The 15,297-nt window shown below is 36.5% G+C and carries 11 protein-coding genes; 1 reads left to right on the top strand and 10 read right to left on the bottom strand.

The features are described from left to right. Positions 1-34: 34 nt before the first annotated feature. The 9 genes from dnaI to IGL13_RS03175 all read right to left on the bottom strand — a co-directional run bounded on the left by dnaI (position 35) and on the right by IGL13_RS03175 (position 12,097). On the bottom strand, positions 35-964 hold the full coding sequence (gene dnaI, locus IGL13_RS03215; protein ID WP_002355760.1) for a primosomal protein DnaI: 930 nt from the start codon (positions 962-964) through the stop codon (positions 35-37). Continuing rightward, positions 964-2,373, bottom strand: coding sequence for a replication initiation and membrane attachment family protein (locus IGL13_RS03210; RefSeq protein WP_010818291.1), 1,410 nt, complete (start codon positions 2,371-2,373; stop codon positions 964-966). Before IGL13_RS03210 ends, dnaI begins: the two co-directional genes overlap by 1 nt. A gap of 15 nt (positions 2,374-2,388) precedes the next feature. Continuing rightward, positions 2,389-2,871, bottom strand: a complete 483-nt coding sequence (gene nrdR, locus IGL13_RS03205) for a transcriptional regulator NrdR (RefSeq protein ID WP_002381296.1) — start codon at positions 2,869-2,871, stop codon at positions 2,389-2,391. Between the two features lie 179 nt (positions 2,872-3,050). After that, the gene (gene coaE / locus IGL13_RS03200; protein ID WP_010819276.1) at positions 3,051-3,650 is read right to left on the bottom strand and encodes a dephospho-CoA kinase; all 600 of its coding nucleotides are present in this window, start codon (positions 3,648-3,650) and stop codon (positions 3,051-3,053) included. After that, positions 3,647-4,489: a DNA-formamidopyrimidine glycosylase gene (gene mutM / locus IGL13_RS03195; RefSeq protein WP_002407686.1), complete on the bottom strand. Its 843-nt coding sequence runs from the start codon at positions 4,487-4,489 to the stop codon at positions 3,647-3,649. Before mutM ends, coaE begins: the two co-directional genes overlap by 4 nt. Positions 4,490-4,588: 99 nt before the next feature. Continuing rightward, positions 4,589-7,237 carry a DNA polymerase I gene (gene polA / locus IGL13_RS03190; protein WP_002355755.1) on the bottom strand — a complete coding sequence of 883 codons (2,649 nt, stop codon included), beginning with the start codon at positions 7,235-7,237 and terminating at the stop codon, positions 4,589-4,591. Between the two features lie 187 nt (positions 7,238-7,424). Beyond that, positions 7,425-8,336 carry an aldo/keto reductase gene (locus IGL13_RS03185; RefSeq protein ID WP_002355754.1) on the bottom strand — a complete coding sequence of 304 codons (912 nt, stop codon included), beginning with the start codon at positions 8,334-8,336 and terminating at the stop codon, positions 7,425-7,427. A gap of 68 nt (positions 8,337-8,404) precedes the next feature. Then, positions 8,405-9,829: a helix-turn-helix domain-containing protein gene (locus tag IGL13_RS03180; RefSeq protein ID WP_194180199.1), complete on the bottom strand. Its 1,425-nt coding sequence runs from the start codon at positions 9,827-9,829 to the stop codon at positions 8,405-8,407. A 123-nt stretch (positions 9,830-9,952) separates the two neighbouring features. Next, the gene (locus tag IGL13_RS03175; protein ID WP_033592696.1) at positions 9,953-12,097 is read right to left on the bottom strand and encodes a heavy metal translocating P-type ATPase; all 2,145 of its coding nucleotides are present in this window, start codon (positions 12,095-12,097) and stop codon (positions 9,953-9,955) included. A 125-nt stretch (positions 12,098-12,222) separates the two neighbouring features. On the opposite strand from IGL13_RS03175, the gene IGL13_RS03170 reads away from it, so the two are divergent. Further along, positions 12,223-12,921 carry a helix-turn-helix domain-containing protein gene (locus IGL13_RS03170; RefSeq protein ID WP_002381295.1) on the top strand — a complete coding sequence of 233 codons (699 nt, stop codon included), beginning with the start codon at positions 12,223-12,225 and terminating at the stop codon, positions 12,919-12,921. A gap of 69 nt (positions 12,922-12,990) precedes the next feature. Here the strand turns inward: IGL13_RS03170 and IGL13_RS03165 are convergent, their stop codons facing one another. Further along, positions 12,991-14,997, bottom strand: coding sequence for a KUP/HAK/KT family potassium transporter (locus IGL13_RS03165; protein WP_002381294.1), 2,007 nt, complete (start codon positions 14,995-14,997; stop codon positions 12,991-12,993). Positions 14,998-15,297 lie beyond the last annotated feature (300 nt).

Here is a 15,297-nt window from a genome sequence, read left to right as displayed (position 1 = left end):
AAAAAAAGCAATCCATAAAAATAAAAGGATTGCTTTAACCGTTTCGTCGATCATTTCCTGTCATCGTAATCTCTTTTGACAGATAACGCACACGTTCCATAATTCGTCTGGCTTTTAGCGGCTCTTGTTCTCCTCGTTGCGTCACGGTTAAATGCTCTTCTAAAGCTTTTAAATCTAGATTGGAAGAGAAAAAAGTAACTAATTGTTCTTGCATTCGGTATTGCAAGATTACGCTTAAAACGTCGTCACGAATCCAACTAGTCATGGATTCCGCACCAATGTCATCAATCATTAATATAGGGGATTTTTTTACTGCATCGAGCTTTTCACCAACTTGATCGCGACCAATGGCTTGCTTCATTTCTACTGTAAATGTTGGAAAATGAACAATTGTCGTAGTAAATCCACGTTCTGCTAAAGCATTAGCCATCGCACCTAATAAGAAAGATTTTCCTACACCGAAGGGGCCTTGTAAATAGAGCCCTTTATGAAATTCTTTTGGTGTCGCAGGATATTCTCTTAAAAATTGCATTGCTTCTGCTAACGCTTTGGCTCGACCTTGAGAAGATGGATCGAAATCTCGTAAATTTGCTTCTCGGACATCTTTTGGCATGTCCATTGCCCTTACTCGATTACGAATTTCTTCTTCCTTCTGACGGGCGATTAAATCAGCCGTTGGGACATACGTTACATCAATGTAATGAAAATTCAACATTAATCTTGGCTCATAGCCGGGGGCAATCATTGCTGGATCGTTTAATTGAAATTTCTTTTTTTCTTGAACAAATTCATACAGCTTAGCATAACTTTTACGAATATCTTCATCGGTTAAACGCTCTCGGTTTGCTTGTATAAAGGCTTGAACATCTTGATCTTTCAATACTTCGTTAACCAGCTCTTCATATCGTTCATTGATGTCACGCTTCTGGATAATTTTTGACATTTCTTTTCCTACGTCTTCCATCATTGGTCACCTCCTTGGTTTAAAAATTCTTGAATTTGTCGATCTAACTCGGCTTGTTCTTCTGGGGAAAGTTTTGTTTCATCGTTTGGCTGATCTGCCCATTCTGGCAATCGCTCTTGTCGAACAGTTTGGCGTTTCCCTGAATAATTTTGTTGTCGCTGTTTTTGTTTGGTTTGGCTTTGTTTTGCCAATTCTCTGACATGTTCAATTGCTTTTTCTGGTGAATGAATGCCACTTTGTCCCCATTCATTCGCAATTCGATTCACATACTCCGCTTTTAAAGTCGGTTGTTGTTGAATATTGTAAACATAGTTAATCAAAATATTAATCACACTAGTCGGTAAGCCTGATTTGGCAACCAAATATTTCACTAATGAACGTTCTTGTGGTGTCGTATAGCCGCCTCGACTATTTTTTAAAGCTTCTAAATATTGAATAGGCGGATTCTTTTCACTATCCATAATCATTTGAATATCCAGTTCAGAAAAACCATTCATTTTTAATGCGTTATATCGATACGTTTGTTGCTCTTCCACCGTCAATTGTACTTGCTTGTTTGTCACTACGTTTGTTGGTTGTGGTTTTTTATCAGGATCAAACGCTTGATGAATCGTTCGCACTAATTCCTTAGGCAAAATTCGACTTGTATAATAGTCAAATGATTTCGAAGCAAAGTCTACCATATCTAACTCATTGATGCCATATAATTGATGAAAAACATAGACTTCTTCTTGAAAACTAGCCTCATCTTCAGGCAGTTGTAAACCTAAACGGTGCAAACCTTCCACAAAATAGTGCCAATCAAAAGAATCCGTTGATACAGAAATTTTCTTCGATTTTTCTTGTTGAGAAAAAGTTTCTTGAATCGTTGTCAATCGGTTCGCTTCGGAAACAATTTGTTCTTCTTTAAAGGCATAAACCTCTTGAAAGCTAGCGGAAACATTTTGATAGCCCTCTGTTTTAGTAGGATGCGGTTGGAACTTTTGCACTAATTGATCAAATTTCCGTTGTCCAACCCGATTAAATAACACTAAAGCTAACACTTCATCTTTAAAAAAACGAGCGGCTGTTTCAGGTGCTTTTAAATAATATAAATAACAATCTCCTAATTCCCGATCTGTTTTTTTATACGTTTCTAGCAACCCAATGCCTTCTAATTTGTAGCAAGCTTCTTCTAATTGTTGACAACTCAAGTCCAGCAAACTAATTAAATCTGCATGAAACAGCGAGCCATTCTCCTCTGAGTCTGTTGTTTCAGATAACAAAAGCCAATATAAACTAAACGCATTGGCGCCGACAATTGGTTGATATAAAAAGGTTAAAACCTCTTTCTCTTGATCAGAAAGCGGTGAATCAATAACCGCTTGAAAAATATTTTTTGGTTGGATTCTTTGCCGATTTCCTTTCAAAGAAAGACCTCCTTTTTAATTTTCTGAGTCAGGAGAAGAAGATTTTGCTTTGTCGACAATGTCCTGTAACTCTTTCAAAAACACGCTCATATCTTTGAATTGTCGATAAACACTCGCAAAGCGGATGTAGGCAATTTCATCTAGATTGACTAAATCTTCCATCACATATTCACCGATAAGCGTTGTAGAGACTTCATTTTCCCCTAAACTACGCACTCGATTTTCAACATTATCGACAATTTGAACCATTTGTTCCATAGCAACGGGTCTTTTTTCCGCAGAGCGAATGAGCCCACGCAAAATTTTATCACGATTAAATTCTTCACGATCCCCATTTTTCTTGATTACAAGTAATGGCGCCGCTTCAATTCTTTCAAATGTAGTGAACCGATAACTGCAATTTTCACATTCACGACGACGGCGAATTGCACGTCCATCATCTGCTTGACGGCTATCAATAACACGGGAATTATTATGATGACATCTTGGACAACGCATAACGTTCACCTCTTCTATTCTGTATAATTTTTGTTGCCTATATTATAACATGAAATTGCGCTATTACTAGGTCTTTAGAACTGGTTCTTAGTTGAATCTTTGCCATTCTTTAATAAAAACAAAGACTTTCACTGTTTTTTCTGAAATTTTCAAAACATTTTACGCCATAAAAAAAATATTCACTTCTTTCCAGTTTGTTCCTCTAGCCACTTCTTCACTTGTTGTTCCGTTTCTTCTCTAGTTCCTTGATTATCAAACACGATATCTGCTCGTTCTTTTTTCATTTCAATCGGCCATTGGCTAGCAATTCGTTGTTGCGCTTCTTCTTCTGTTAATTGGTTTCGGGCCATCAGACGCTCTTTTTGAATCTTTTCTGGTACATATACCACAGCAACTTGATCCATGATCGCCTCATAATGAGCTTCATAAAGCAGAGGAATATCAACAATAACAAGGGCGGCTTTCTTTTTAGCTTCTTCAATTTGACGTAAAATTTCTTTTCTTAAAAAAGGTTTCAACGTTTCATTTAATAGCTCTCTTTTTTGAGGATTAGCGAAAATTAATTGTCCTAATTTTTTCCGATCCAATTCACCAGTTGTTAATACTATTTCTGGTCCGAAAGTTTCAACGATTGCGGCTAAGGCTGGTTGCCCTTTTGCAACAATTTCGCGGGCGATAATGTCGCCGTCAACAATTGGATAACCCGCTTTTTTAAAAAGAGCAACAACCGTACTTTTACCTGTCGCAATCCCTCCTGTAATGCCTAAAACTTTTGTCATTTCAATCGACGACCTTTCAATTGTTGGCATTGTGGACAATAATGCGTACCACGTTGTGCCACTTTTGTTTTAACAATTGGCGTACCACAACGATTGCAAGGTAAGCCTGTTTGCCCATAGACATTCAACGCTACTTGAAAAGTCCCTGCTTCTCCTAACGCGTTTAGATAGGTGCGGATGGTGGTTCCACCTGCTTCAACAGCGCGTGCCAAGACGTCAATAATTGCTTGATACAACGTAGCAACTTCCGCAGGTTTTAAGGAATCTGCTGGTTGTTCTGGATGGATTTGCGCGTGCCAAAGTGCTTCATCTACATAAATATTCCCCAAGCCCGTCACTAGCTTTTGATCTAACAGCAATGGCTTAATTGCTTTATGATGCTTTTTCAAGCCTTGTTGAAAAGAAGCTAATTGGAAAACGTCTGGTGTTGGCTCTGGCCCCAAAGCTAAAATCCCTTTATATTGATGACCTTGATTCTTAGGAACCAATGTCATACGCCCAAATTTCCGTACATCTAAATAACGTAATTGCGTGCCATCTGTAAAAGTAAACATTACATGGGTATGTTTGGCAATTTCATCATCAGCCTGATGAAACTCATATTTTCCTTCCATCCGTAAGTGAGAAATCATATCATTATCAGACAATTTAAAAATCAGAAATTTTCCTCTTCGCTCAATCCCTTCAATCGTTTGACCAGCTAATTGACCTTGAAATACATCAACTTCTGGTGATTCAATAATTCTTGGCCAAAAAACAATGACTTCTTGAATGGTTTTTCCTACAACAAGTTTTTCAAGTCCTTTTCGCACTGTTTCTACTTCTGGTAATTCTGGCATTATTTTTGCTCCTTTATATAAAGAGGTCTGAACGCTTAGATATCAACGTCCAGATCCTACTTATCCTTATTTTATTCATCGTTCTTAATGGGTAAGCTATTATTTTGCTTCATACCATGTTTTTCCCCAACTGCTATCGGTGATAAGTGGCACATGTAAGGAAACTGCGTGCTCCATCACTTCTTTGACGAGTTGATTTAATTGTTCTAATTCTGATTCTGGTACTTCAAAAACTAATTCATCGTGCACTTGTAATAACATTGTCGCTTGTAATTTTTCTTCTTTTAAACGACGCGCCATTTCAATCATCGCAATTTTTAAAATATCTGCGGCACTTCCCTGAATCGGTGTATTAATCGCTGTACGTTCAGCGAACGAACGTAGATTAAAGTTTCTTGAATTAATATCACTTAAATAACGACGGCGATGATACAATGTTTCCACATAGCCTTTGTCTTTGGCATCGCGGACTATCTCTTCCATATACTGCTTCACGCCTGGATATTTTTCAAAATAGGTGTCAATATATTGTTGCGCTTGCTTTCTAGTAATGCCTAAGTTTTGAGACAAGCCATAATCACTGATACCATAGACAATTCCAAAATTCACCGCTTTAGCTTGACGACGCATGTTAGGTGTGACATCTTCTGCTTTTTCAACACCGAAAACTCGCATTGCAGTGCTGGCATGGATATCTTGCCCTTCCACAAACGCTTCTTTTAAATGCTCATCATTAGAAATATGCGCGAGCACACGTAACTCAATTTGAGAGTAATCAGAAGAGAAAATCAACCAATTATCCTCTCTTGGTACGAACGCTTCTCTAATTTTTCGGCCTTCTTCTAAACGGATAGGAATGTTTTGTAAATTAGGATCTACTGAGCTTAATCGTCCTGTTTGTGTCAGTGTTTGTACATACCGAGTATGAATTTTATTATCTGGCTGAATTACTTTTAAGAGTCCTTCAACATAGGTCGATTGAATTTTGGCAATTTGACGATAAGTTAAAATATCTGCCACAATTGGTGCTTGTTCTTTTAGTTGTTCTAAAACATCTACCGCTGTTGAATAGCCAGTTTTCGTCTTTTTGATCACAGGTAAGCCCATTTTTTCAAATAAAATAACGCCTAATTGTTTAGGTGAATTCAAATTAAATTCTTCGCCAGCTTCTGCATAGATTTTTTCTTCGATTTCTTTCAAGCGTTCTGAAAATTCTACTTGCATTTCTTTTAAGCGTGTGGCATCAACACGGATACCAGTTATTTCCATATCGCCTAAAATACGAGAAAGTGGTAATTCCATTTTATAGAATAAATCAGCTTGATTTTTTTCTGTTAATTCGCTATCTAATTTGCTTGTTAAAAATTGAATTGCTTTAATCTTACGTGCTAAATGACCAAAGAAAACTTCTTCGTCCTCTGGCAAGCCTTTTTTGGCCCCTTTTCCATAAATGGCTTCATCAGATTGAATCGCATCATATCCGTAATGTTGTGCTACACCTTCAATATCAGCGTTATTGTCATTGGTATCAAGTAAATAAGCAGCCAATAAAACATCAAAGGCAATCCCTGTCATTTTTCCTACATAGCGATTTAGTGCAACGTACGTCCGTTTTGCATCGTAGACATTTTTTTTACGTGTCTCATCCATCAACCAGTCAATAAATGGCTGACTTTCAAAAACAGCTAAATTATTCGTGGTATAAATCTTCTTGTTGTTGCCCCAAGCAAGGCCGACAATCGGTGACGTATGATAGTTATCTTCCATCATCTCAACATAAAGAGCCATATCGTCTGTAAACATTTCATTGGTTAACTGATCTTCGACTACTTCAAATAAAATATCTTCCATTTCAACAGGTTCTTCTGTAATGTCCAACTTAGCTAAAAATTGTTTAAAGTCCATTTCTTTATAAAAAGGAACCAATTTTTCTAAGTTTTTCCCTTCATATGCCAAGTCTTCCACATTGACTTCGACTGGTGCATTGACTTCAATTGTCGCTAAACGTTTAGAAAGAAAGGCTTGCTCTTTATCATTAATCAAGTTTTCTTTCATTTTGCTTTTTTTCATTTCATCGATATTCTCATAAACCCCTTCAACTGAGCCATATTGTTTTAACAGCTTAATCGCGGTTTTCTCACCGATTTTCGTTACACCTGGAATGTTATCCGACGTGTCGCCAGCCAACCCTTTCATATCAATAATTTGCTTAGGCGTTAACCCATCATATTTTTCAGCAATATGCTCAGGCGTATATGATTCAATATCGCTAACTCCTTTAACAGTGATATCTACTTTGACAGTGTCCGTCGCTAATTGTGTCAAATCTCGGTCCCCTGATAACACAACAACATCAAATTCATCTTTATCAACTTTGTTGGCTAATGTACCAATAATATCATCCGCTTCATAGTTAGGTAGTTCATAATATTTTACACCTAAACCTTCTAAAAGTTCACGAATATACGGCATTTGTTCTTTAAATTCCCCCGGTGTTTTTGAACGTCCGGCTTTATATTCTGAATAAAATTCTGTTCTGAATGTGGTTTTCCCTGCATCAAAAGCGACTAAAACATGAGTAGGCATTTCTTTTTGCATTACATTTTCAAACATATTGTTAAACGCATAAATAGCATTTGTATGCAAGCCGTTCTTATTTTTGAATCGTTCTAATGAGTTATGTAGCGCAAAAAATGCACGAAAGGCTACACTGTTTCCATCAACGAGTAATAATTTTTTTTTGGTCATTTTTTTCCCCTCATCTTTAGCAAACTAGTTTCCTTTCTATTTTAACAAAAAACTACAGAATTTGCAGTAGACGGCGATTGCAGAATGAAAGAAAAAGGTATTTGACATAGTTCCTTAGTGACAACTATATCAAATACCAAAATCAATCAGCAATACACGCTGAATCTTCACAAGTATGAGAATCTTTTTACGGCAAAACATTTCCCGCTGCACGATAAATATCGTACCAATCTTCGCGACTAATCACAATGTCTGCTGCTTTAGCAATTTCTTCAATTCTACCAAGATTCATACTTCCTGCGATGACTTGCATATTAGCAGGGTGGCGCAGAATCCAGCTGCTGGCTAAGCCAGTTGGCGTTGTTTGATATTTTTCAGCCAATTCGCTTAATTTTTGATTTAACTCAGGGAATTTTTCATTTCCAATAAAGACACCTTCAAAATAACCATATTGGTACGGTGACCATGCTTGAATAGTCATTTGTTTCAACCGTGAATAATCTAAAATACCATGATCATAATCAATGCTTCCTGATATTTCCATATTTGTTTGTAAGCCTTGATCCACCATGCCAGTATGCTTGATGCCAAATTGTAATTGATTGGCTAATAACGGTTGTTTAACAGCTGTTTTTAAAAGTTCAATTTGTCCTGGCGTTTGGTTACTTACACCAAAATAGCGAACTTTCCCTTGTTTTTCTAATAAATGAAAAGCTTCAGCTACTTCTTCTGGTTCCACTAAAGTATCTGGACGATGCAACAATAATGCATCGACTGAATCTACACCTAAACGCTGTAAACTCCCTTCGACCGCTTCTAAAATATGTGCTTTTGAAAAGTCAAAAAAGCCCTGACGAATCCCACATTTCGTTTGTATAAAAATATCTTCACGACGAATGGTACTTTCTTTTAAGGCCTTACCAAAAATGGTTTCGCAGTCGCCGCCACCATAAATGTCGGCGTGATCAAAAAATGTAATGCCATGATCATAAGCAGTTTCAATTACCTGTTGAGGATTTTCAGCACCATTTAAGCGCATACATCCTAAGATAACCGAAGAAACTGTTTCGTCACTTGTACCAAATTGTAGTTGTTTCATTTTAATATCCTCCTCATCCATTCCTCTTACTTCTTCATTTTAACACTATTTAGACAAATTTGGACTTCTTACGATAGATTCGCTTCGACTTTTTCAAAAAAAGCAGGAGATAATTCCTCTGGCAAATAAACAACTGTCTCAGAAGAAAGCGCTACGTTCATCTGAAACAAATGATTGACAATTAAGAGGTGTGCTTGGTGAAGTTGATACGCTGGTTTTCCATGAATAATTGTAATATTCTTTTTTTCACTGAAATAGCTTTTTATAGATTGCCCCAACGCTTGTTCCTTTTCTGGAGGAAAGTCCGTCAATAGGCAAATAATATATTTTTTTTCATATAAAATCGGGTTAAATAAATCTAGGATGTGATAAAAATAGCAACTCGTCAATTCCCGTTCTTTTACTGAAGTAAAGACTGGATATAGGCGTTTTAAAAGCCTAATAAGTTTTTGTAATCTGTGCCAGGTTTGTTGATAACGAGCAGCGAGTGTTTGTTCCTGTTTATGAGCTGGCAACCATGCTTGTCCGTCTAATAAACTATTCATATGCGTACTTAAAAATCGACATAAATGAATTTCTTGATAATTAAAATGATGTTGTGTAAAATTTCTCCTAATTTCTTTCATAATAAAAATAGCTGTTTTTAAGCATAAACTTTCTATTTTCATTTGCTCATGAATAAAATACTTTCGCGCTCTCTTGCCAAAACAACCACCAAAATGTGCTTCAAGAATCACAAATAACGCTTTTTGTTCTTTAAGAGACATAAAAGAAGTGCTCAACACTTCCACACGAAATAAATAAAAAAAAGCACTTGTTTGTTGAAATAAATTAGCATTTGGCACTGAAATTTCATGCCCGCCTCTATATCGTTTCTCCCAAATATAAATTAGCCAACTAAGATGATTCTGTTGTGCTACATTTAAATCCAACTCAAAAAAGGTAATGATTTTCCGAGTCATTTCTCTGTTTTCTTCTAGACAGCTTTCTTGAAAAAACAAATAAAAACAAAGGATTAACTGTCGAATTTGCCATTCATTGCCAGTTAAATCGTAATGTTTTTGACGTACAATAATATCAAAATTAACTAGCCAACGTCGAATATTAGAAAGTTTCTTCCGAAGAGTTGATTCCTGTAATCCCAATACCTGGGTCAATTGCGCATAATTGATTCGCTCTTCAATTAGACAACGTAAAATATAAAATTCGGGAATAAAATAACAAAATTTTTGTCTAAATCGAGCCAAGCCACAAACGCATAATTCACGATATTTTACAATTCCTTTGGTCGTTGTATAAATCTTACAAAGCCCTTCTATCTTAAACGTTTCCTGCTTTTTTTCAAAACGTTGAATGTAACAATGGATGGTTTTGTCGCTCACCTTTAGTTTTTCTGCAGCCATCAAAACAGAAAATGTCTGCTCTTGTTGCAGTAAATCCAACAATTCCAACATATTTTTATGTTCAAAAGACAATAATTCCTTGAAATCCATATATCGTCCCCTTTCACTCCCTTGTTATAAGAATACGTCAAATAAGGCAAAAATTTTTTTAAGAAGAAAAAAATAGAGAACAAAAAGTATTGATTACTTTCCGCTCTCTACAATTATATCGAATTATTTTTTTGAAATATGCAGTGTCATAGCATTTGCTGCTACAATAATTGTACTTAATGACATCAACACAGCACCTACAGCTGGATTTAAAACAATCCCAATTGGTGCAAGAACCCCAGCCGCTAAAGGAATGGCGACAATATTGTACCCAGCTCCCCACCAAAGATTTTGGATCATTTTACGTCGTGTTTGTTTGGCTAAATCTAAGAACCTTAAAATATCTTTAGGATCACTATCCGTCAGTACAACATCTGCCGAATCAATTGCTACATCTGTACCAGCGCCTATCGCAATGCCGATTGAAGCACGGGCTAAACTTGGTGCATCGTTAATACCGTCTCCTACCATCATGACCTGATGTCCCTCAGTAAGATATTGTTGCACAATTTTTTCTTTATCTTCTGGTAAGAGCTCTGCGTAGTATTCCTTCATTCCTAAATAATTAGCAACTGCACTGGCGGCTGTTTGATTATCCCCTGTTAACAGGACTGGCGTAATTCCTTGCGCTTGTAACTCTGCAATAAATGTTTTAGCTTCTGGTTTGACTTTATCTCCTAAAGCAAGCAGTGCGACTAATTGACCAGCGATGATTAAATAGCTCAAGGTATTTCCTTGCTCTTGATAGTTTGTTTTAATTGTTTCATCGAAGGTTAACTGTAACCGTGCAACTTCTTTTTCATTGACTATTTTGACTTCTTGGTTTTGAACAGTAGCAACCAGTCCTACGCCTGATAAAGCTTGCAGATTATGGGCTTCATAAGGTTGAACGGCTTGTTTATTTAAATAGTTCATGATCCCAATTGCCAACGGATGATTTGCATTTTTTTCCAATGCCCCAATATATTTAAGTGCTTCTTCTCTAGTAAACTGCTTACTCATTAATTCTAAGCCAGTAACTGTAAATTGTCCTTCTGTTAAAGTACCAGTTTTATCCAGCAACACATATTCAACCTTATTGGCTTGTTCTAATGCATTCCGATTTTTTAAAAGTAAGCCATTTTTAGCAGCAATGGAGGTACTTCTAGCAATCACTAAAGGAATTGCTAAGCCTAACGCATGGGGACAGGCAATAATAAAAACTGTAACCATTCGTTCAAATGCTAGAGACAAATCTTTCGTTACGAGTAACCAACCGATAAATGCTAACACACCTACGAATAAGGCAATATAGAATAACCACTTGGCTACACGGTCTGAAATGGATTCTAGTTTTGATTTTTCCGATTGCGCTTGTTTAACCATCTCCATAACTTTTGACAGGTAACTATTTTCACCCGTGCCAGTTACCGAAATTTCAATCATTCCGTTGCCATTGACAGCTCCACCAATCACGGAGTCACCAATGTTTTTTTCTACTGTTTTTGATTCCCCTGTAACCATCGATTCGTCGACTGTTGTGCTTCCTTTCAAAATTTTACCATCTGTCGGAATTTTATCTCCCGAACGGACAATCAAGCGATCGCCTTCTTGGACATCTTGCAAAGGAATTTCTTCTTCCCCATGTTCAGTCATTCGCTTGACTGTGTCAGGCAACAGTTCAGCCATTTTTTTCAAGGCATCACCAGCATTAGAAATAGCATTCATTTCAATCCAATGGCCTAAAAGCATAATAACAATCAGAGTGGCTAATTCCCAGAAAAAGTCCATCACGTGGGCCTGATTCGTAAAATGATTCATGTAAAACGCATATAAGCTGTAAAAATATGATACCGAAATCCCCATCGCAATTAACGTCATCATTGCTGGACTCTTTTGCTGTAATTCCATTCTAGCGCCACTTAAAAATGGTTGTCCACCATAAAAAAATAGCACAGTTGCTAAAATTAAGACCAACCAATCAGAACCTGGAAAAGTAAATTGAAAAGGTAATTGAAAACCCATCATTGGTGAAAGAACAATAATCGGAATAGCTAAAATCAATGACAGCCAGAATTTTTGTTTAAAATTCCCCATATGCATTGAATGATCCATTCCCTTCATTCCTTCATGTTGGTGTGACATAGCCATTTGTTCATGCGCCATGTCATGATTCATGTGATTCATTTTATCGTGGGACATTGTTGGCTGTTTTTCCTGGTGTTGTTCATGATTATGTTTTGCTGACATATGATCCCTTCTCTTCTTAAGTATTTTCATCTTAAGCATAGCACAAGATGAAAATTGTTAGAAATAATTACTTTTTTTAGTTTAGAAAAAAAAAGAGCCGAATTTTGCGTATGTATATTTTAAGAACACCTTATCCTCATATTTATTACAAAAGGAGTGTTTCAATGAAAATTACTACAAAGCAAGTCGGGGCGCGCATGCGTGAAGCTCGAAAAAAGAAGAAGTACACTTTACGTTATTTAGCCAATAAAATTGGTTTATCTAGTGGAAGTACAATTAGTAACTGGGAATTAGGTTTGAATTTACCCAATAAACGATACTTAAAAAAAATCGCTAAAGCCTGCGATACAACAGTAGATTGGCTACTTTATGGTGATTTTGATCGATTTGTGCGCCAGCTATTAAAAGAAAATTTTCAAAATAAACAACTGCTAAAACCACCTTTTTTTACTCAGTTGATGGGACGTTTATCTGAAGAACAGCTATCCTATCACGATTCCTTAAAAATTATGATTCAAGCGCAAAAGTTACAGCAGTCCTTTTATGCTTTTCCTTTAACAGTAGAAGCCCCCTCTCATTCCCAAGAGAGTATTTCTATTTATGAACCAACAACTGCAGAAGAACAGTCTGACCAATCTTATTATCATCCGTTTATTTTGTCAGAACTCCATGAATTATTTACACATTCTCAAAATCCAGAATTGGATTATTCTCTGATTATCGCTTTTCTTCCTTTGTTAAAAGTAGATCAATTAACTGAGCCACAAAAAGAAGTCTTACTGGCCATCTTTAAGCGGATGAATTCCTTTAAAGACCAAACGCTTTTAAATGAATTCTTTGTGGAATTACAGTATTTACTCTGATTCTACAAAAAAGATTGAGCCATGTATCTCAAGGACTTAGGCTCAATCTTTTAGTTAAATTTCTTCTATTTATGAACGATTCTTTCGTTCGACTAAGTGCGTTTTCCGTTGTGGACCAATGATTAAAGGAACGGATTCATATTTGACTTCACTGTATTCCAAGCCAAACCAACTTTCAGGAGAGGTAGTTAAGTTTTTGATAGCTAATTTTGCCTGCATAATTTGTCGATCCCATTTTTTCAGTTCAGAAACGTTAGATAATTCTTCTTGAATTAATACAAATTGGAAATCGCCAACTTCTCTCCCTGGCGTTAATGAATAACGTTGCGGCTGTTTTGGCAAGCGGCCTGTTTTCATCAAGTCATGAACAATTTGTCTTAAATATACATTCACTTCTTGAGAAATATGGAAGCCTAAATATAGCTGAACTTGCACAATAAAATCAGTCCCTAACATATCAACAGAATACTCTTGAGTAAAGGGTTCATCTGTTACCTGAACATTAACAAACCAATAAACATTCGCTCGTTTTGGCTGTTTGTCCAAAATCGAATAAATAATATTACGATTAATTTCGCCGTCCACTCGATCGGAGGTTAAAAAGACCACGTTGGTTTGATACATTGGTACAGATGTATCTTCTTTCAAAGCTTTAAGTTGTGGTACATATTTTTCCAACGACACTTGTTCCGCCGTCGCTTCCTTAATCTCGTTGCCGCGTTCCCAAATAATCATGATGCATAACAAGAAGACTGCCATTCCCACAGCAACATATCCACCATGGAAAAACTTCGCAGCACTTGAAAAGAAAAAGACAACTTCAATGGCAGCAAAGAACAAGGAAATTAGATACGCAGACCAAGCTGGAATTTTATCCAAAAGATAAAACAACAATAAAATGGTTGTCATTAACATCGTAATCGTAATCGATAGACCATACGCAGCTTCCATGTGTGTCGATGTTCTAAAAGCCAGCACGATTGCTGAACAAGCTAGCCACAAAATTAAATTTACCGCTGGAATATACATTTGACCGATATTGCTCCCAGGATAAATAATTTTAAGTCTTGGTAATAACTTCAATTTAATCGCTTCAGAAACTAAAGTATACGAACCTGATATTAACGCTTGCGAAGCAATCACTGCGGCGATTGTTGCAAAAACAACGCCAAATACGAGAATACCTCGTGGAATCATTTGGAAAAATGGGTTAATTTCAGCTAATGCCTGCATTTCAGGGTTTTCTTTGACCGTTAACAACCACGCAGCTTGCCCTAAATAATTAAGAATCAAACAAATCTTAATATACGGCCAGCTAATGCGGATATTCATTTTTCCTACATGCCCTAAATCAGAATATAAAGCTTCAGCACCAGTTGTAGCCAAGAAAATATTCCCTAAAATAAATAGACCTAATTTATTTTCTGGACTGACTAGTAATTGCAAAGCATAATATGGATTTAATGCACGAATAACCGTCCAATCTTGGCTAAAATTCATTAAACCAATGATGCCTAAAAAAGTAAACCACAAGAACATAATCGGCCCAAAAGCTTTCCCGACCAATTCTGTTCCAAATCGTTGAACAGAAAAAAGAATTAAAATAATCGTCAACGTAATAACCACTATAATCGTTTGGTCATTGCCAAAACGTTCAAAAAATGCTGGAATCCCCCGTAAGCCTTCGATCGCTGTCGTCACTGTCACAGCTGGGGTCAAAACGCCATCAGCCAGTAAAGCGGCACCGCCAATCATTGCGGGAATAATCAAATACTTACTTTTTTTACGAACCAATGTATAAAGAGAGAAAATCCCACCTTCTCCATGGTTATCAGCATTTAAAGCAATAACTACATATTTAATCGTGGTTAAGATAGTCAATGTCCAAAAAATTAATGAGACCGAACCTAAAATAAACGATTCAGAGACCCGTGCCAAGCCACCATTATCTCCTACAATGGCTTTCATTACATATAAAGGGCTCGTTCCAATATCTCCATAGACAACGCCCATGGCAACTAAGATCCCTGCCATCGTAAATTTCCGACGATCAAACCCCTCTGCTTTGTGTAACACAATACTTTCCTCCTACAAAAGAAATGACTTCGTTTAGTTTAACCAACAGCTCCATAAAAACTTTTAAAACTCTTTATTATATAACGTTTTATATATCTTTTTCATTAGTCAAAAAGCGCTTTTTGACTAACGATGCTACTCACTATAATACGTTTTAAATCGTTTAGCAAGTCTTTTTATTAGAGAATATTCATCTTAGATAAGAAACCCACCTATTTTGAAAAAAGGAAAATCAAAAATAAGTGGGGCAGCAGTCGAAACGACTGCTGCCCCACTTGCTAACTATTAAGATAATTTTCT

Origin of the sequence: Enterococcus sp. DIV1937, assembly GCF_050535975.1 — a bacterium.
In the GTDB taxonomy this organism is placed as follows: domain Bacteria; phylum Bacillota; class Bacilli; order Lactobacillales; family Enterococcaceae; genus Enterococcus; species Enterococcus faecalis.
Note: the sequence above shows the minus strand (reverse complement) of the source record. Positions and strands in the feature narration are given on the sequence as shown.

Excerpts from the sequence above, each read along its gene's own strand:
- mutM (WP_002407686.1), bottom strand. The coding sequence starts at position 4,489 with ATGCCAGAATTACCAGAAGTAGAAACAGTGCGAAAAGGACTTGAAAAA.
- nrdR (WP_002381296.1), bottom strand. The coding sequence starts at position 2,871 with ATGCGTTGTCCAAGATGTCATCATAATAATTCCCGTGTTATTGATAGC.
- dnaI (WP_002355760.1), bottom strand. The coding sequence starts at position 964 with ATGGAAGACGTAGGAAAAGAAATGTCAAAAATTATCCAGAAGCGTGAC.
- IGL13_RS03180 (WP_194180199.1), bottom strand. The coding sequence starts at position 9,829 with ATGGATTTCAAGGAATTATTGTCTTTTGAACATAAAAATATGTTGGAA.
- coaE (WP_010819276.1), bottom strand. The coding sequence starts at position 3,650 with ATGACAAAAGTTTTAGGCATTACAGGAGGGATTGCGACAGGTAAAAGT.
- polA (WP_002355755.1), bottom strand. The coding sequence starts at position 7,237 with ATGACCAAAAAAAAATTATTACTCGTTGATGGAAACAGTGTAGCCTTT.
- IGL13_RS03185 (WP_002355754.1), bottom strand. The coding sequence starts at position 8,336 with ATGAAACAACTACAATTTGGTACAAGTGACGAAACAGTTTCTTCGGTT.
- IGL13_RS03170 (WP_002381295.1), top strand. The coding sequence starts at position 12,223 with ATGAAAATTACTACAAAGCAAGTCGGGGCGCGCATGCGTGAAGCTCGA.
- IGL13_RS03175 (WP_033592696.1), bottom strand. The coding sequence starts at position 12,097 with ATGCTTAAGATGAAAATACTTAAGAAGAGAAGGGATCATATGTCAGCA.